General features: G+C 61.4%; 11 protein-coding genes. 7 read left to right on the top strand and 4 right to left on the bottom strand.

Annotated elements, in window-relative coordinates; all coding sequences use genetic code 11:
• Window positions 1–57: 57 nt before the first annotated feature.
• Window positions 58–2,796, top strand: a complete 2,739-nt coding sequence (locus BSU04_RS11565) for an FUSC family protein (RefSeq protein ID WP_089160733.1) — start codon at window positions 58–60, stop codon at window positions 2,794–2,796.
• An 83-nt stretch (window positions 2,797–2,879) separates the two neighbouring features.
• On the opposite strand, the gene BSU04_RS11560 is transcribed toward BSU04_RS11565, so the two are convergent.
• On the bottom strand, window positions 2,880–3,086 hold the full coding sequence (locus BSU04_RS11560; RefSeq protein ID WP_089160732.1) for a hypothetical protein: 207 nt from the start codon (window positions 3,084–3,086) through the stop codon (window positions 2,880–2,882).
• A gap of 121 nt (window positions 3,087–3,207) precedes the next feature.
• Window positions 3,208–3,690, bottom strand: coding sequence for an Lrp/AsnC family transcriptional regulator (locus tag BSU04_RS11555; RefSeq protein WP_089160731.1), 483 nt, complete (start codon window positions 3,688–3,690; stop codon window positions 3,208–3,210).
• 144 nt (window positions 3,691–3,834) lie between these two features.
• On the opposite strand from BSU04_RS11555, the gene BSU04_RS11550 reads away from it, so the two are divergent.
• Complete coding sequence (locus BSU04_RS11550) at window positions 3,835–4,377, top strand: cysteine dioxygenase family protein (RefSeq protein ID WP_089160730.1); 543 nt, start codon at window positions 3,835–3,837, stop codon at window positions 4,375–4,377.
• 49 nt (window positions 4,378–4,426) lie between these two features.
• Here the strand turns inward: BSU04_RS11550 and BSU04_RS11545 are convergent, their stop codons facing one another.
• Both BSU04_RS11545 and BSU04_RS11540 read right to left on the bottom strand, forming a co-directional pair.
• A complete protein-coding gene (locus tag BSU04_RS11545; RefSeq protein WP_089160729.1) occupies window positions 4,427–7,015 on the bottom strand; it encodes a mechanosensitive ion channel family protein in 2,589 nt (862 codons plus the stop codon).
• A gap of 166 nt (window positions 7,016–7,181) precedes the next feature.
• A complete protein-coding gene (locus tag BSU04_RS11540) occupies window positions 7,182–7,679 on the bottom strand; it encodes a hypothetical protein (protein ID WP_089160728.1) in 498 nt (165 codons plus the stop codon).
• A 305-nt stretch (window positions 7,680–7,984) separates the two neighbouring features.
• On the opposite strand from BSU04_RS11540, the gene BSU04_RS11535 reads away from it, so the two are divergent.
• From BSU04_RS11535 to BSU04_RS11515, 5 genes are all read left to right on the top strand, one after another.
• Window positions 7,985–8,293: a hypothetical protein gene (locus tag BSU04_RS11535; protein ID WP_089160727.1), complete on the top strand. Its 309-nt coding sequence runs from the start codon at window positions 7,985–7,987 to the stop codon at window positions 8,291–8,293.
• Window positions 8,294–8,993: 700 nt separating this feature from the next.
• Window positions 8,994–9,824, top strand: coding sequence for an IclR family transcriptional regulator (locus BSU04_RS11530; protein ID WP_089160759.1), 831 nt, complete (start codon window positions 8,994–8,996; stop codon window positions 9,822–9,824).
• Window positions 9,825–10,451: 627 nt separating this feature from the next.
• Entirely contained in the window at window positions 10,452–11,819 is a 1,368-nt protein-coding gene (locus tag BSU04_RS11525) for an MdtA/MuxA family multidrug efflux RND transporter periplasmic adaptor subunit (RefSeq protein ID WP_089160726.1), read from the top strand.
• A 33-nt stretch (window positions 11,820–11,852) separates the two neighbouring features.
• Complete coding sequence (locus tag BSU04_RS11520) at window positions 11,853–14,990, top strand: MdtB/MuxB family multidrug efflux RND transporter permease subunit (RefSeq protein WP_089160725.1); 3,138 nt, start codon at window positions 11,853–11,855, stop codon at window positions 14,988–14,990.
• Window positions 14,991–14,994: 4 nt separating this feature from the next.
• A complete protein-coding gene (locus BSU04_RS11515; RefSeq protein WP_089160724.1) occupies window positions 14,995–18,312 on the top strand; it encodes an efflux RND transporter permease subunit in 3,318 nt (1,105 codons plus the stop codon).
• Window positions 18,313–18,472 lie beyond the last annotated feature (160 nt).

Genomic DNA, 18,472 nt, shown 5'->3' with positions numbered 1-18,472 from the left:
GACCATGGCGGGACCTGAGACACCCCGAAGATACCCGGGCAGCAAATTAGGAAGTCGATGCGTTACTCGCTAGAAATCAGAAAATTCATTTATAGCCAGTACTTCTTCGGTGGCTTGCGGATCGCGCTCGGCGTCTCGCTGCCAGCCATCCTGATGCTGACTGTATTTCACAATCGTGAACTCGGCTTCACCATTGCGACCGGCGCGCTGGGTGCAAGCGTTGTCGACATGCCGGGACCGTTGAAGTACAAGCACAACGAGATGCTGGCATGTACGGTGATCGGCTTCTTGTCGGCGCTTGCTACCGGGATCGCGAGCGCGAACGCGGTGACGCTGTGGCTGACCGTCGTGCCGCTCACCTTCGTGCTGTCGCTTGTCGTGGTCTACGGCAACCGCTGGCCGCAGATCAGCTTCGCCACACTCTTCATGATGATCGTGACGCTGGAAGAGCATTTCACGCCCATGCAAGCACTCGTCAACGCTTCATGGATCCTGCTCGGCGGCCTTTGGTACACCTACTGGGCGACCTTTGTCAGCCGTTCGCTTGTTTATAGAATCGAGCGCCAGGCGCTGGCTGAGAGCGTGTTCAGTTGCGCCGAGTATCTGCTCGCGCGCTCATCTTTTTACGATCTCGACGCCAATCTCGACGAGTGTTACCGAAAGCTGATCGAAAAACAGATCGCGGCGGTCGAGCGCCAGGATGGGGCACGCGACATCGTGCTGCGCAACCTGCCGAAACTGAGAAGCGGCAAGCTCGATGCCCGCCGCGTCATGCTCTTCAACCTCTTCATCAACGTGGTCGACCTGCACGAGATGTTTGTGGGTGCGCACACCGATTACCCGCTCGTGCGCAACACCTTCGGCGGGCAGGACATCCTGATCTTCTATCGCGACCTGATGAGAAAGACCGCGCTCGATCTCGAGGACATCGGTCTGGCCGTGCTGCAAAACCGGCCGGCGCGGGCACGAATCAACGTGAAGGCCGAGTTGCGCGCGATCGAATACGAACTCGACCAGATGCGCCGGCACGAGGTCCCGCAGAAGAACCCGGAAGCCTATTCGGCGGTGTCCTCCGCGTTCAGAAGGCTTTGGAGCGCGACTCGGTTGATCGACAAAATGCGCCGCCAGACGCGGCATGATCCGAGCATTACGGAAACGGTGATTCGCGTCGATCCGACCTTGTCACGTTTTGTGTCAAGCCGGCGCGTACCGTTCATGCAGATTTTTTCGAACCTGACGATGGCCTCGCCGAGCTTCCGGCACGCGCTGCGCGTAACCATTGCAGTGGGCGTGGGATTTTGGCTGGGCCGCCTGCTGCCGCTCACCAACGCGTACTGGATCGTGATGACAACGGTCATCATTCTTAAACCCGGTTATTCGCTCACCAAACAGCGCAATGTGCAGCGGATCATCGGCACGGCGATCGGCTGCACGGCGTGTGTCGGGTTGATCCTGGTGGTGAAGGATCCGCATGTGTTGCTGGTCGCCATGTTCGCCTGCATGGTCATGAGCTACAGCCTGCTGCTGTTCAACTACACGGCGAGCGTAGTGTTCACGTCGGCTTACGTGTTGCTGATGCTGCACCTGCTTGCGCCGGGCGGCATGCGGCTGATCGGCGAACGCGCCATCGACACCGCCGTCGGATGCGCCATCGCCATTGCCGCCAGCCATCTCTTCCCGTACTGGGAATACAGGCTCATGGGCAAGCAGGTGCGCGACATGATCGGCGCAATGCGAAATTATCTTGAGGCCAGCTGGTGGTGGACCGGCAAGCCCTCCGCTCAGGCGGAAGCCAAGAGCACGGCGGACGCCAATCTTTTCGCCGATGCCAACGCCGGAACAGCGCAAGCAGCAACGGCCGCGCTCGCGCGGGTGGAAGCCGGCGAAACGGAACTCACGACGGCGGTGAATGATTCTCTCAGTTTGGCAAGTGGCGGCGAGGCCGGGCCTTCACCCGTTGTGAGCGAGCGGTCAAGCGCTTTGACGCAGCGAGCGAGATCGAACGGAAGCGACGCCGCAGGCCTCGCGAGCGACGAGATAGCCGCAAACTTCGATAGGCAAGCGGTCGCCACATCAGCCATGAACACGTCCGGCGAAGCGCAGCCTTCTGCGGCCGCGAAGCAACCGGACAGCGCGGCCCAGACGCTCGCGGGTCCGACAGCGAACACCTCAGATCAACCTGTCGTCGCTGAAACGAGCAGCAATCGCCCGTTCGCGGCATCGAAGAAAAAAACCCTTACCGGCGAAAGCGCGGCCGCGGCCGCCATTTCAGGTGCCTCCGCCGCGGCAGCCATCGCAGCCGAGGCGCTCGACAGCGACTTCCGCTATCGCCTCGCGCGCAAGAACGTGCATATCGCGTTTGCGAATCTCGGCCAGGCGTTTCAGCGCATGATGCTCGAACCGAAAGCGCACCAAAAGTTCGTGCCTGAACTCAACGACCTGCTTATCCGCAGCCATGTGCTCGCGTCGCAGATCACCGCGGCGGGGCCGTTGCTCCAATCGGTAGGGAAGTCTGCCGCAGGGCATGCGGCGCAACCCGTGCAGCGCGCGCTGACCGTCATCCGCGACAATCTAACGCAGGCGCAGGACGGTGTGGCCGCCCCGGAAGATCAAGCCGAGCAGTCGAAGCTGCTCACGCGCGAACTGGATTCAATGGTGGTGGGTGCGGAGCGCGCCCAGGATATCCCGGCCGATGTCGTCCAGGATCTGAAGCTGCTTGCGCACCAGTGCAAGCAGATGCTGACGGCATCGCTCCTGATTCGCAAGGACGCGAGCTTGATCAACCTGCCAGAGTAACGGCCGGGGTACCCGGCCCATTAAGCATAAACGGCATGAACGCAGAAGCGGCATGAAAGCAGAAGCGGCAGGTCGAAAGAACGTTACTGGGAAGCAGCCGTCGCAGGCGCGGCAGGAACGGTAGCGCTCGCCGCCTCCGGTGGATTCTCTCTTTCGTACTCGCGCTTGTCGCGGATCGCGTTGAAGAACAATGTGCCGATCACAAGCAGCACCACGACCACGATAAGAATACTGATCGCGAAGGTAGGGTTCTTCCGCTTCGGGGCCTTTTTGCGGCGGTCATCGGTCATGAAATCGAAGCTCTGAGTGGTATTGGACGAAGCGCACGATCTTACCCGACATCCATTCCAGAAGGGTTGCGGCGGCCTTCTCTCCACCCCGCAGAACGCGTTCCATCTCACGCACAAACCCTCAGTTTCCCGTGACCCCGAGCGGGGAGCGCACTGGCAGCGCGGTGGAATATTTGATCTGTTCCATCGCGAAACTCGAACTCACGTCGTAAAGCGGCACGGCGCGAATCAGCGTTTTGTAGACACGGTCGTAATCGTCGATATCCGACACCACCACGCGCATCAGATAGTCCGTTTCCCCGCTCATTCGATACACCTCGACGACTTCGGGAATGTCGCGCACCGCGCGCGTGAAGTCCTCCGCCCAGGTCTGCGTGTGCTGATTGGTCTTCACCGCGACGAACACCGTGGTCCCGACCCCCAGCTTGCGCGGATCGCACAGCGCGACCTGAGCGCGGATCACGCCGGTTTCCTTCAGCCGTTGCACGCGCTTCCAGCATGGAGTCTGCGAGAGATTGACGCGCGTCGCCAGCTCGGCAATCGGCATTGTCACGTCTTCCTGCAGCAGCTCCAGCAACTTGCGATCGATAAGGTCCATGCCCACAGCCCGCCCCTTGTAGGAAATTATTCTACTTTTCCGTGCCTTGGCGAAATTATATGGAAACTTTTTCCACATGCAAACCGGTATAAAAGAAGCTCAGCTTTCCGCTCCTTTCTGTCTGATTCCGCCCTCCTGACGAGCCTCGCCATGACTTCTGCCCTTGATACAAAGTCGCCGCTCGCGCGGTTGTCCACTGCACTCGATCAAGCCTGTTGTCTCGATCCGTCGTCCGCGGGATTCGCGCTTGGTGTACGGGCGGCTCTCACCGGCTTGTCGCGGGAAGCCGGCCTTTTGTCCGATGCCCAGCGTGAAGGCGGGCTGGATTGTTATCGGCGCCATTTGCTGGTCGCCGATCCGCTCGGCCGCTATGCCGTCGCCGCGCTCGTCTGGCAAGCCGGTCAGGCAAGCCCGGTACATGGCCATCACACGTGGTGCGCTTATACCGTTATTGAAGGAACGCTTTCCGAGACGCTGTTCGCGTGGGATGCCGACACGAATCGGGCGGTTCAAACGCGCCGCCATGAACGGGCGCACGGCGCGGTGTCATTTGTAGGCGCGGGGCGCGGGGCAATTCACCAGTTGGGCAACGCGTCGGCGACGGGACGCACCGCGGTCTCGCTCCATATCTATGGCGTGCCCGGTGAGCGCATCTCGACGCACGTCAACGATCTCGTCATGGTTGCCGCTTGACACTCGTCGGCCCGCGTCAATCCGGTCCTGGAGCGGCGCTTCCCCCGCCCTACGCTTTCCCCGGTTCAGACGCTGTTGGAATCTGCGGCGGTATTTGCACGGATTGATCGGTCGGCGGCGGCGCGGCCTGGGATTTATGCGAAACATCGCGGGCCATGGCTGCCGAGCTGCGTTCCACCGGCGACAGCGGAGCCGCTTCCGTCAACTCCTCCAGATCGTTCAAGTCCGTGTCCATTGACCCGGATTCCCGTGATACCCGCAGTTGCATTTGCGGCACTGGAACATCCATCCCGATCTCGTCCATCTTGCGCTTGACTCTGACGTTAAATGCCCGCGCGACACTCCATTGCTTCAGCGGCAAGGTCTTGATCTGCCCTTTCACGACCATCCAGTTGGGATCGAACCGGTCCAGCCCCCACACTTCGATCGGTCCAAGCATCTCGCGCCGGTATCGGAAATCGGCCATCAATTCCGCGCCGACCTCACGAATCATCTGCGTGATCTGGTCGACATCGGCGGAAAACGGCACCCGCACTTCGAACACCGCGTAAGCAAAATCGCGCGACAGATTCTTCACCACCTTGATCTGCGAAAACGGGATGGCATGAATAGCGCCTTGCCCATCGCGCAGTCGCACGGTACGGATGGTCAGCGTTTCCACCACGCCCGCATGACCGCCGTCGACCTCGATCGAATCGCCGACAGAAATGGTGTCCTCGATGATGATGAAAAGTCCCGTTATCAGATCGGCTACGAGCGACTGCGCACCAAAGCCCACCGCCAGTCCGATCACGCCGGCGCCAGCAAGCAACGGCGTCACGTTCAACCCAAGATTTGCCGCGGTAATGATCGCGGCGACGCTCAGCAGTCCGACGAACACCACGTTGCGGATCAGCGGCAGCATGGTGCGTGCGCGCATGCTCGGACCACGCCCTTTGCCGCGCGGCGTGTTCGGATTGAGCGCCTCCTGAATCGCCGTATCGATCAGGATCCACACCAGCCACGCGATCAGAATGGTCAGCAGGATCGCGCTCACCGCATGCGTGATGCCGCGCGCGGCCACGCTTTCCTCCGCCAGTTTGGTGAGCGAGAACCCCCAGAAACGCGAGGCAAGTTCGAGGAAGGCCAGCCAGATCATCAGCACGACCATACGGCCAAAGAACCTGAAAAGCCGTCGTACATACGCCGATTGCCGGCGCGTCTTGCGCTGCGGCAGTCGCGTGACCCGCAACGCAACAGCGCTTAGAAACAGTCCGACCACCAGCAAGCCGGCGGTTGCGATCGCCATTTGCAGGACGTTCTCGGAGGTGCCGATACCCGCAAGCGTCGCGATCACCGAAGCCGATGCAAGCAGCAGCATGGGCACCTGCCAGAGCGAGCCGACCACCTCGAACGTTTCGGTCGCGGCCTTGTGCTGGCTGCGCTGCTCATATGAACGGCTGCGGATCAGATGGGACACGGGCCGCTGGAACGCCAGCGTGAAATAGCCGGTGAGGATCGCCGCGCCCATGTTTGCGACCGTTGAGAGGAGCCCGGACAGATTCGTGCCGAGTTGTTGCGCCACGTCGTAGTTCGACGCAGCGTCGCCCAGTGCGCCGAGCGTGCCGATGAGAAATAACAGGCGGCGCGCGTGCAGAATCAGCAGATGCACCGCCACCCGGCGATGCGCCGAGCCGAACAGCGAGAACATGATCAGGCAGATCGATGAAAACACGGCGCCGGCGACAATCGCGTATGCCGTCACCATCGCGAGCGTGCGGCCGAGCGACACCGGCATCAACCGCGCAAAAGTCAGCGCTGCGACGAACGCAAACAGGTACGGTCCGACCCGCCGCAGCGCGAAGATCAGAAGCTCGCTCGTGGTCGGATTGGCACGCAGCCCGAAATGAACCTTGTAACGCGCGTGCAAGTACCGCTGGAGATAGACCAGCAGAAAAGCGCACACGCCCCAGCCAGCCAGCATCAGGCAATAGTTGAGCAGCGTGTGGCCAAAACTCTCACGGCTCTGGCCCGAGACAATGGTGAAAAGCTCATTGCCCGCGGCGTTCAGGCGACCGCCCCAATAATTAAGCGGGGTGCGGCCACGGCTGAAGTCGGCCTCTACGCTCGCCAGCCCCGACGCGATCGCCCCGAGCAGCCCCGTTTTGGGCGTGATAGCCGCGACTACCGACGACGCTGCCGACGACGCTGCCGACGTTGAACTCGCCGACGAGGCCGCGGCCACCTCCGGCAGCACTGCCGCGCCGGAACCGTCGGACGCAGCCGATGAGTCAGCCGATGAGTCAGCCGGTTGAGCGGCGGCTTGAGCATCACGCTTGGCGTCGCGAAGCTTTTTCAACTGTGCGACCAGCGCCGTGCGTTCCCGGTCGTTGTCCAGCGTGGAGATAACCGTGTCGAGCGATCGCGTCAGATCCACGTCGCTGGCCGGACTGGCGGTGGCGTCGGCCGTGCCGGAAGCTGCCGCGGACGCCGAGCCCGAGGCAGATGCCGCCGGTTTGTTGATAAGTTCCTGGAACGACGGCAACGTGAGCGCCGGAGGCGCAGCGGTGGCGTTCAGGGCGAAAACAGTGAGCGCCGAGCTGACCAACGCGGCGAATACCAGCGCGCCAGCTAGCGCCCGGATGCGGCTTGGTTTCATGGCGGTGCGCAATACGCAAAAGAGGTAAAAGATCGCCAGTTTAGCCGCTGCGCTGAAATAATCTTTAGACAAAACGGTCACGCAGGTAACGAGATGTTAGCCCGCAGACGCCGTGTTTACGGTGTTGAACAGCGCCGCAGCTTGCGTGACTCCAGCCGGCTGTCACCTATTTGTCCATATCCGAGCGGGCGTTTCCGGGATCTGCCGACGTAGCAGATGACCCGCTCGACGAACTGCCCGAACTTGTTCCCGATGCTCCGCTAGCGCCGCTTTGACTCATCGCCGAGCTTGCCGACCAGTCCTGCAATTTGTGCCCGGCGGACTGCAAGCCCGCACCGGTGTCGCTTGCGGCGTTGATGATAGCGGCGTTGGTCGCGCTCGCCGCGCCTGCCAGATTGGCCCTTGCGGCCGCCGCCACGCCACTCGCCGACATATCCGGCAAGGTGCCCGCCGACTGCAGGTTCTGCTGCGCGGACTGCTTGACCGAGTCGACCTGCTGGTCAACATAGTTCGTCGCCTGATCGAATTTCTGGCCAGCCTGGCTCGCTACATTGTTCAGCGCACCGGCGGCCTGCCCCGCTGCGGCGTCGTGCTTCTCACACGCGGCGAGAAGTCCAAGCGCAACCACGGCGCCGGCCAGCCGGTTCATCCAGTTCTTTTGCATCGTCATTGTCCTGTTGGGCGAGCAAGCTGCAGCTGCCCGATTGTTACATTCACCGCATTAACAGATCACTTCAACGGCTCTTTCGAACCCCATGATAACCGTGCACGCCAGCCCACTTCCTCTCGACGAGGCAATGCTGGCCATTCGGCCGGGTTTCAGGCGTACCCCGGACAAATCGCAGCGACTCCAACCGCACCGTCTCCGAACGTTTGAAATTCGACCCGATTTAAGACGCTTCTGATTCATTTCATCGGCGCCGCTTCTTATAGTGCGGCCATCCCTGAATTCGATAGCGAAGTGTTGTCATGATCCTGATGAACCTGCTCGTTGCCCTCGTCGCCGGCCTGATCCTTTTTGAGCCGTTCACGCGCACGCCCATGTCGCGTTCAGTGCGTTTTTCCGACCATCGAAACCGGGCCATGCGTGCCTTTGTGCAGGCAGGCGTGGCGCTGATCGCCGGCATGATCGTCGCTACCAGCAATCCTGCGCCACAGCAGGTTTCTCCCGTACTCGTGTTCGGCAGCGCGGCAGTGTTGGGTGTGGCTGGCATCTATTGGGCACTGCGCGGCCGGCGCTTGCTGAAACCCGGCAGGATGTTTGCCGCACACCGCTAGGGGTACTGATAAGGGCTTGAGCCCTTCGCCGGGTCAACCGCCCGGCAAATACCAGTGCTTCTCACGATGCCCTTTCGCCTCGGAAGGGCATCGGCCTATCGGCGCAAGCATCAAAATCTTTTAGTTCACCAGAAAATACTAAACATGCACGGGGAATGAATTGGAACACCTTGAGATAAGGTAGCGTAAGGACTTGAGTCGCGCGGACGCCACATCCAGCGTCCTTCATTGCTTGCACCGCAGCAAGATCATCACGGGGCAGCACGCCCTTTGCACACGTAATCGAAAATACGCTTTCAGGAAGGCGCTGCCCGGAGGATCCTCGGGCAGCGCCTTTGACAGGCAAAAAAAAGGCGCTACGTTGCCGTAGCGCCTTAAAAGTTCTAGCCATTCCGAGGGCCGTGCTAGAACCTGAGAGCTGGTTATCGATCGCATTTCGAAGCGCGCAACTCGCGCTTCCGGAGTGCTTTCGAAATCGGGTTCCATTTTTTACGTTATGCGAAACCTAGTCAAGCGAAATTTCGAAGATTGAGCGACTATCTGACAGCAAGGTACGCGGGTTTGATGACAAAAAGGGGTCCAGCAGATGCACCTTTCATTGCTGGATAATACGATTCCGGTGAGCGGTGGCGCGCGTGCTCAGTCAGCTTCGATGAATGGCGTCTCCGGCCTTTCCAACGAAACCAAGTTCCGAAAAATAATGCAAATCACTGAGAGCCGGCCTACGAGCCGGGAAAAGGAAAAAGGGCGTGACGGTGAAGAAGTCGTCGCGTTATCGCGAGGCCTCGATGTACTCCGGCGTATTGCCGCCGCCAACGCGCCGGTAAGCAATCGCGAGCTGGCCGAATGGACGGGCATCCCAAAGCCCACTATTTCACGGTTGACGGCGACTCTGGTCAGCGCCAATTTGCTGTTTCAACTACCCGACAGCGAGCGTTTCGTACTGACGGCTTCAGTCCTGGAGTTGAGCAACGGCTTCCTGCGCAACTTCGACATCCGGGCGCGGGCGCGGCCGTTTCTTATCGAACTGGCGGACCGGACCACGCTAAGCGTTCACCTGGCCGTACGAGACAGGCTGGACATGGTTGTCATCGATACCATCCGGCCGCGCTCGGCCGTGCTTGTATCGCGGCTCGAAGTCGGCTCGCGCATGGACCTGGGACGCACGGCGGTCGGCCGCGCGTATCTGGCGGCGCTCGGCGAGCCCGACAGGGCCGGCCTGATCGACAGCCTGCGGATCGCTTCGGGCGACGACTGGCCGAGCATCGACGGCAGCCTGAAGTCGGGCCTGGAAGACGCGGTGCGCCGTGGTTTCGCCATCTCCACCGGCGAGTGGCACCAGGGGCTCAATGCCGTAGCGGCGGGCTTTGTCGGCCCATCCGGGCAACGCTACGCGGTCAATTGCGGCGGCGCTGAATATCAGGCGCCACGGGACGCGCTGCTCAACGAGATCGCACCGGCGTTGCTCGAATGCGTCGCGAAGATCACGCACGAGATCGGCGGAACACCGTCCGCGCGCCTGAGCGAATAACGCGTCGAATAACGCGTCGAATAACGCGCCAAATAATGCGCGCCATGCCTGATGGCGGGCAAAACACCCAAATGTGTCACTGCACCAGCATTGGCACAGCGGGACGTTTTGCCTTCAATCGTTGCTCGCTTTCTTGGCGCATGCTTCCCGACGCACGACGCCTCCTGCTTTGCGTCCACAGCGGCACAAGAGGTCCACTGGGCACGCCTCGCCATGGGCTTCGCGTGGCTCGTGCACGCACAAGACGATACGATGTCGGTCGGCCTTCGCGTCCCTGCGGGGTGGTGTTTCGAATTGCCCTCTGTCTCTATGAGGAATTCGTAACGTTCGTAATCAATCGAAAGAAAGATAGCTGGACTGGAACGAAGCACGGGACGTAGCATCATGCTTCGCGCGCCCGGGCACCTTTCGAAGCTTTCATTCAAGCGAACGCTTCGCGAGCACACCGCGCGCCAATGGCGTGTTCGCCGCGTGAGCATCACTGCGCCGCGCAAAGTGCGTGACGTAAATCGACGGCGGTTCCAGCACGCTTCAGAACCGTCCGCGCGAACGCCGGCAAGCCAGTCCGCCAGCACCTCAAGACAGTTTCCGAGCCCACCGACACCGACTCACCGAGCCACTGAAACGATGGACGAACAAAAAAAACACCCAGCACCACCGCCTTACCCTGAAGCCCGTTCGCCTACCTCCCAAGCCTCGACTCCTCCTGTGTCCCCTGGCCGGCCCCGCCGGCGCCGGCTTGTCTGGATCGTCGTCGCGATCCTGATCGTGGCGGGGCTGTTCGCATGGCATCCGTGGAACCGTGGTGGTGCCGATCACTCGCAGCAAGCGCGGCAGGCAGGCGGCGGCCGGCGCGGTGGCGGCGGTCCGGGCATGGGGGCTCCGCCGCAACCCGTGCATGTCGCGACGGTGACGCAAGGGGAAATGCCCGTGGTGATCAATTCGCTCGGGACGGTGACACCGCTGGCGTCGGTAACGGTCAAGACCCAGCTCAACGGCACGCTGCAAGACGTCGCGTTCCAGGAAGGCCAGATGGTCAAGAAGGGGGACGTGCTGGCTCAGATCGACCCGCGCCCTTATGAAATCTCATTGCGCAATGCACAAGGCACGCTCGCGAAAGACCAGGCGTTGCTGCAAACCGCCCGCCTCGACCTGAAGCGCTACCAGATGCTGCTCTCGCAAGACTCGATCGCGAGCCAGCAAGTGGACACGCAGGCATCGCTCGTCCAGCAGTACGAGGGGACGGTGAAGTCGGATCAGGCAAATGTGGATACCTACAAACTCGACCTGACCTACGCGCGCATCACGGCGCCGGTGTCGGGCCGTGTCGGCTTGCGGCAGGTCGATCCGGGCAACTACGTGACGACCGGCGACACGAATGGCGTCGTGGTCATTACGCAATTGCAGCCCATCAGCGTCATTTTCACGACCTCCGAAGACAACCTCACCGCGATCCTGAAGCCGCTGCATGCGGGCACGAAGATGTCGGTGACGGCTTATGACCGGGCCAACACCAAATCGCTCGAAAGCGGTTACCTGGAAACGATCGACAACCAGATCGATACCACCACGGGCACTGTCAAGCTGCGCGCAACCTTCGACAATCAGGAAAGCATGCTGTTTCCGAACCAGTTCGTGAACACGAAACTCCTGGTCGATGTCATCAAGGACGCGACCATCGTGCCGACGCCCGCGGTACTCAACGGTTCATCGGGCGCGTTTGTCTATGTGGTGAAGCCGGACAATACGGTGACCGTACGCAATGTGAAGATCGGTCCGGTGGATGGTGAACGCACCAGCATCAAGACAGGCCTGGAAGTGGGCGAACGTGTGGTGATCGACGGCTCCGACCGCCTGAAGGAAGGCGCGAAGATCACTATTCCGGCAGACAAGCCCAAAGCCGCTTCCGGTGCTTCCGGAGCCTCGACGGCGTCGGCGGCATCGGCTGCTTCGGGGACGCATCGCGGCCACCATCGCAAGCAGCAGCAACAATGATGTACTCATGATCCATAACCGCACTGCACCCGCATGAATCCATCGCGTCCTTTTATTCTGCGTCCGGTCGGCACGGCGCTGCTGATGGCGGCAATCATGCTGGTCGGCCTCGTCGCGCTGCGCTTTTTGCCGCTGTCCGCGCTGCCCGCCGTCGACTATCCGACCATCCAGGTGCAGACGTTCTATCCGGGTGCGTCGCCGGACGTGATGACCACCTCGGTCACCGCGCCGCTTGAAAAGCAGTTCGGGCAGATGGCGAGCCTGAACCAGATGTCGTCGCAGAGTTCGGCAGGCGCGTCTGTCATCACGCTGCAATTCAGTCTCGACCTGCCGCTCGACATTGCCGAGCAGGAAGTCCAGGCGGCTATCAATGCAGCCGGCAACCTGCTGCCGTCCGACCTGCCGGCCCCGCCGATCTACGCAAAGGTGAACCCCGCCGACGCGCCCATCATCACGCTCGCGATCAGTTCGAAGACCTTGCCGCTCACGCAGGTCCAGGATCTCGCCGATACCCGTCTCGCGCAGAAGATCTCGCAAGTTGGCGGCGTGGGGCTGGTGTCGGTCAGCGGCGGTAATCGGCCGGCTGTGCGGATCCAGGCGAACACCCGCGCGCTGGCGTCGTACGGTCTGAACATCGACGACTTGCGCACCACGATTTCGAACCTCAACGTCAACACGCCGAAGGGCAATTTCGACGGCCCTTCGCGCGCCTATACGATCAACGCAAACGACCAGCTCACTGACGCCAGCGCCTACCAGAGTGCGGTTATCGCGTACAAGAACGGCCGGCCGGTGATGCTGACCGACGTCGCGACCGTTGTCTCAGGCCCGGAAAACACCAAGCTCGGCGCGTGGGTCGACAACACGCCGGCGATCATCCTGAACGTGCAGCGCCAGCCGGGCGCGAACGTGATTGCGGTGGTCGACGGCATCAAGAAGATCCTGCCGCAGTTGCAGTCGGCGCTGCCGGCTGCGCTCGACGTGCGCATCGTCACCGACCGGACCACGACCATTCGCGCCTCCGTGCGCGACGTGCAGTTTGAACTGGCGCTTTCCGTGGTGCTGGTCGTGCTGGTGATCTACCTGTTCCTCGCGAACGTCTGGGCCACGCTGATTCCCAGCTTGTCCGTACCGGTCTCGCTGATCGGTACGCTTGCAGTAATGTACCTGTGCGGCTTCTCGCTCGACAACCTCTCGCTGATGGCGTTGACCATTGCAACGGGTTTTGTCGTCGATGACGCCATCGTGATGATCGAGAACATCGCGCGTTACGTGGAGGAAGGCGAGTCGGCGCTTGAAGCGGCGCTCAAGGGTTCAAAGCAGATCGGCTTCACCATCATCTCGCTGACCGTCTCGCTGATCGCAGTGCTGATTCCGCTGCTGTTCATGGGCGATGTGGTCGGCCGGCTGTTCCACGAGTTCGCAATCACGCTGGCCGTGACCATCGTGATCTCCGCGATCGTCTCGCTTACGCTCGTGCCCATGCTGTGCGCAAAGCTGCTGCGCCATACGCCGCCGAAGGAAAGCCATCGCTTCGAAGCGCGTGCGCACCAGTTCATCGACTATGTGATCGGGCGTTATGGCGTTGCGTTGACCTGGGTGCTCGACCGGCAGCGCTCGACCCTGGTGGTCGCCTTGCTCACGCTCGTACTCACTGCCCTGCTCTACATATGGATCCCGAAAGGCTTCTTTCCCATCCAGGATACCGGCGTGATCCAGGCGATTACGCAGGCGCCACAAGCTGCGTCTTACCAGGCGGTCGCCGCACAGCAGCAAGCGCTCGCCGCGCAGGTCCTGAAGAACCCGGACGTTGAAAGCCTGACCTCGTTCATTGGCGTGGACGGGACCAATATCACGCTGAATAGCGGCCGGATGCTGATCAACCTGAAACCTCGCGACGACCGCAGCAATACGTCGAGCGACGTGATCCGCACCCTGCAGAAAGACGTGGAAAATATTCCAGGCATCCGGCTCTACATGCAGCCGGTGCAGGATCTGACCATCGATTCCACCGTTAGCCCGACCCAATACCAGTTCATGCTGACGGATCCAAATTCGGCGGAATTCGCGGAATGGGTGCCAAAACTGACGGCGCGGCTACAGCAAGCGCCGGAACTGGCGGATGTCGCGACCGACCTGCAGCAGAACGGCCAGTCGGTGTATGTGGAAATCGACCGGGCGACGGCTGCGCGCTTCGGCATCACGCCGGCTACCGTCGATAACGCCCTCTACGACGCATTCGGCCAACGCATCATCTCGACCATCTTCACGCAGTCGAACCAGTATCGCGTGATTCTTGAGTCCCAGCCGACCGAGGCGCATTACAGCGAGACGCTGAATGGCATCTACCTGCCGTCGTCCACGGCAAGCTCGGGCCAGGTACCGCTCTCGGCCATCGCGACCTTCCATGAACGCGCGGCGCCGCTGCTGGTGACGCATCTCGGGCAGTTCCCCGCGACCACCGTCTCGTTCAACCTCGCTCCCGGCGCGTCGCTGGGCGCGGCCGTGAAAGCGATCGATCAGGCGCAGAAGGACATCGGCTTGCCCGCCTCGTTCCAGATCCGTTTCCAGGGCGCGGCGCTGGCTTTCCAGGCGTCGCTGTCGAACGAACTGTTCCTGATCCTGGCCGCGATCGTCACCATGTATATCGTGCTCGGCGTGTTGTATGAGAGCTTTATCCACCCGATCACGATTCTGTCCACGCTGCCCTCGGCGGGCGTCGGCGCGCTGCTTTCGCTGATGATCACCGGGCACGATCTCGACATCATCGGGATCATCGGCATTGTGTTGCTGATCGGCATTGTGAAAAAGAATGCCATCATGATGATCGACTTCGCGCTGGAGGCCGAACGCGAGCAAGGCAAAAGTCCGCGCGATGCAATCTATCAGGCGTGTTTGCTGCGCTTCCGCCCCATCCTGATGACCACCATGGCCGCGCTTCTCGGCGCATTGCCGCTGATGCTCGGCTGGGGCGCGGGCTCTGAACTGCGGCGGCCGCTCGGGATCGCGATTGTTGGCGGGTTGATCGTGTCGCAAGCGCTGACGCTGTTCACCACGCCGGTGATCTATCTCGGCTTCGATTCGCTCGCGCGCCGCGTGCGTTCGCGTTTCTACCGGAACGCGCCGCCCCGCCCGGCGAGCCCGGCAGGCCCGGCAAGCGACCAGGAGTAAGCGCATGAACCTGTCGCAACCGTTCATCGCGCGCCCCGTCGCTACCACGCTGCTGGCTATCGGCATTGCGCTTGCCGGCCTGTTCGCGTTCACCAAGCTGCCGGTCGCGCCGTTGCCGCAAGTCGATTTCCCGACTATTTCGGTCCAGGCGAGCTTGCCTGGCGCAAGTCCGGAAACCGTCGCCACCAGCGTGGCGAGTCCGCTGGAGCGCCATCTGGGTTCCATCGCCGACGTCACCGAAATGACGTCGCAAAGCTCGGTCGGCTCGGCGCGGATCACGTTGCAATTTGGGTTAAACCGCGACATCGACGGCGCCGCGCGCGACGTGCAGGCCGCCATCAACGCGTCACGCGCCGATCTGCCCACGGCGCTGAAAAGCAATCCGACATATCACAAGGTCAACCCCGCCGACGCGCCGATCCTGATCCTCGCGTTGTCCTCCCCCACTCGTACGGCTGGTTCGCTCTACGATTCGGCCGCGACCGTGCTGCAGCAAACGCTCTCCACCGTGCCCGGTGTGGGCGAAGTGGACGTGAGCGGCTCGGCGAATCCGGCGGTGCGAGTAGAACTGGAACCGAACGCGCTGTTCCACTACGGCATCGGGCTGGAGGACGTTCGTGCGGCGCTGGCGTCGGCGAATGCGAACAGTCCGAAGGGCGCCATCGAGTTCAACGGCACCCATTTCCAGCTTTATACGAATGACCAGGCGAGCAAGGCCGACCAGTATCGCGACCTGGTGGTGGCTTACCGGAATGGCGCGCCGGTGCATCTGCGAGACGTAGGTGAAGTCGTCGATTCGGTCGAGGACCTGCGCAACCTGGGCCTGATCAACGGCAAGCGCGCCGTGCTCGTGATTCTTTACCGGCAGCCGGGCGCGAACATTATCGACACCATCGACCGCGTGAAAGCGATGGTGCCGCAACTCCAGGCCGCGCTCCCGGCCGACGTCGAGATCACGCCGACCTCCGATCGCGCGACCACGATCCGCGCGTCGCTGCACGATACGGAGTTCACGCTGATTGTCGCGGTGGCGCTGGTCGTGATGGTCGTGTTCCTGTTCCTGCGCAACTGGCGTGCGACGCTGATTCCAAGCGTGGCCGTGCCGATCTCGATCATCGGCACCTTCGCCGCGATGTACTTGCTCGGGTTCTCGCTCGACAACCTCTCGCTGATGGCCTTGACCATTGCGACAGGGTTCGTGGTCGACGACGCCATTGTCGTGCTTGAAAATATCTCGCGGCACATAGAGAACGGCGTTCCGCGCATGAAGGCCGCCATTCTTGGCGCGCAGGAGGTAGGTTTTACGGTGCTGTCGATGAGCATTTCGCTCGTGGCCGTGTTTCTTCCTATCTTGCTGATGGGCGGCATTGTCGGGCGGTTGTTCCGCGAATTCGCGTTGACGTTGTCGTTGGCTATCGCCGTCTCGCTGGTTGTCTCGTTGACCGTCACGCCCATGATGTGCGCGCGTTTGCTGCATGAACCGCACGAACAAAAGCAGCCCGGCCGGATTTCCCGTTGGCTCGAACGCCAGTTCGTGCGGATGCAGAACGGCTATGCACGAACACTCGGCGTGGCGCTTGCGCATCCGAGGATCGTGTTGCTGGTGTTGCTCGCAACCATCGGGTTGAATGTGTATCTGTACATCATCGTGCCAAAGGGATTTTTCCCGCAGCAGGATACGGGGCGCCTTGTGGGCGGCATTCAGGCTGACCAGAGCACCTCCTTCCAGGCGATGAAAGGCAAGTTTTCGGAGATGATGCGGATCGTGCAAGCCGATCCGGCTGTGGAAAGCGTCGCCGGTTTCACGGGTGGACGGCAGACCAACTCGGGCTTCATGTTCATCTCGCTGAAGGCCAAGAAGGACCGCAAGGTGTCGGCCGAAGAGGTGATCCAGCGCCTGCGCGCGCCGCTGTCCGACGTCGCGGGCGTGCGAACCTTTCTGCCAGCCGTGCAGGACATACGAGCGGGCGGACGGCAATCGAATGCGCAATATCAGTTCACGCTGCTAGCTGATTCCACCACCGACCTCTACACGTGGGGGCCGAAGCTCACCGACGCCCTGCTCACCCGTCCCGAACTCGCCGACGTCAATTCGGACCAGCAGCAGGGCGGCCTGGAGTCGTTCGTGACCATCGACCGGGCGACGTCCGCGCGCCTGGGCATTCAGCCGGCGCAGATCGACAATACGCTCTACGATGCGTTCGGCCAGCGCCAGGTGTCCACCATCTACAACGAGTTGAGCCAATACCACGTGGTGATGGAAGTCGCGCCGAAATACTGGCAAGACCCGGAGATGCTCAAGCAGATATATGTGAGCACGTCGGGTGGAACCGCGAGCGGGGCGGCATCGACGAACGCAACCACGACTACGCCGAAGTCAACCTCAACATCGACGTCCACAAGTTCGAGCAGCAGCGCTTCGGCAACTGCCGCGACCAGCGCACTGGCGCTGGCATCCATCCGCAATGCCGCGACCAACGCCATTGCCGCGAGCGGCAAGTCCAGTTCGTCGTCCGGCGCGGCTGTGTCGACCTCGCAGGAGACCATGATCCCGCTCTCGGCCATTGCCAAGTTCGGGCCGGGCAACACGCCGTTGTCGGTGAATCACCAAAGCCAGTTCGTGGCGTCGACGATCTCGTTCAACCTGCCGCCCGGCAAGTCACTGTCGGATGCCACCGCCGCCATCTACGAAACCATGGCAACCATAGGTGTACCCAGCACGATTCACGGCAGTTTTGCGGGCACTGCGCAGCAGTTCCAGGATTCCACCAAGGACCAGCCGATCCTGATCCTGGCCGCGCTTGCTGCGGTGTATATCGTGCTTGGGATTTTGTACGAGAGTTACATCCATCCGATCACGATTCTCTCGACACTCCCCTCGGCGGGAATTGGCGCGTTGCTTGCACTGCTGCTGTTCCGAACGGAGTTCAGCATCATTGCGTTGATCGGGGTGATCTTGCTGATCGGCATTGTTAAGAAGAACGCGATCATGATGGTCGACTTTGCGATCCAGGCGCAGCGACATGGGGCTGCGACATCGCGCGAGGCGATTGAGCAAGCGTGTTTGCTGCGTTTCCGGCCGATCATGATGACGACCGCTGCGGCGTTGTTGGGTGCGTTGCCGTTGGCGTTCGGGACTGGCGAAGGATCGGAAATGCGTGCACCGCTTGGGATCGCGATTGTGGGCGGGTTGATCGTGAGTCAGTTGCTGACGCTCTACACAACACCGGTGGTTTACCTTTATATGGACCGGATCCGGATTTGGTCGGAAGAGAGGCGTGCGCGCAGGGGGCAGACAGGGCCGGCTCAAGTCATTAAATAAGGGATTTGACTCGCACCGAAGGGTGGCGCGGGAGGAGAGGATCCCGGATCAGCGATCGGGGCACCAATCCTGTTCCCAAACGCCGGTGAAAACCCGCATACCGACGCCCTTCCCCGTGCATTGATTACCAAAATCGCTTACCGTTTTAGCTCCTGTTCAC

The sequence above is a fragment of the Caballeronia sordidicola genome, assembly GCF_002220365.1.
GTDB classification, from domain to species: domain Bacteria; phylum Pseudomonadota; class Gammaproteobacteria; order Burkholderiales; family Burkholderiaceae; genus Caballeronia; species Caballeronia sordidicola_C.
Note: the sequence above shows the minus strand (reverse complement) of the source record. Positions and strands in the feature narration are given on the sequence as shown.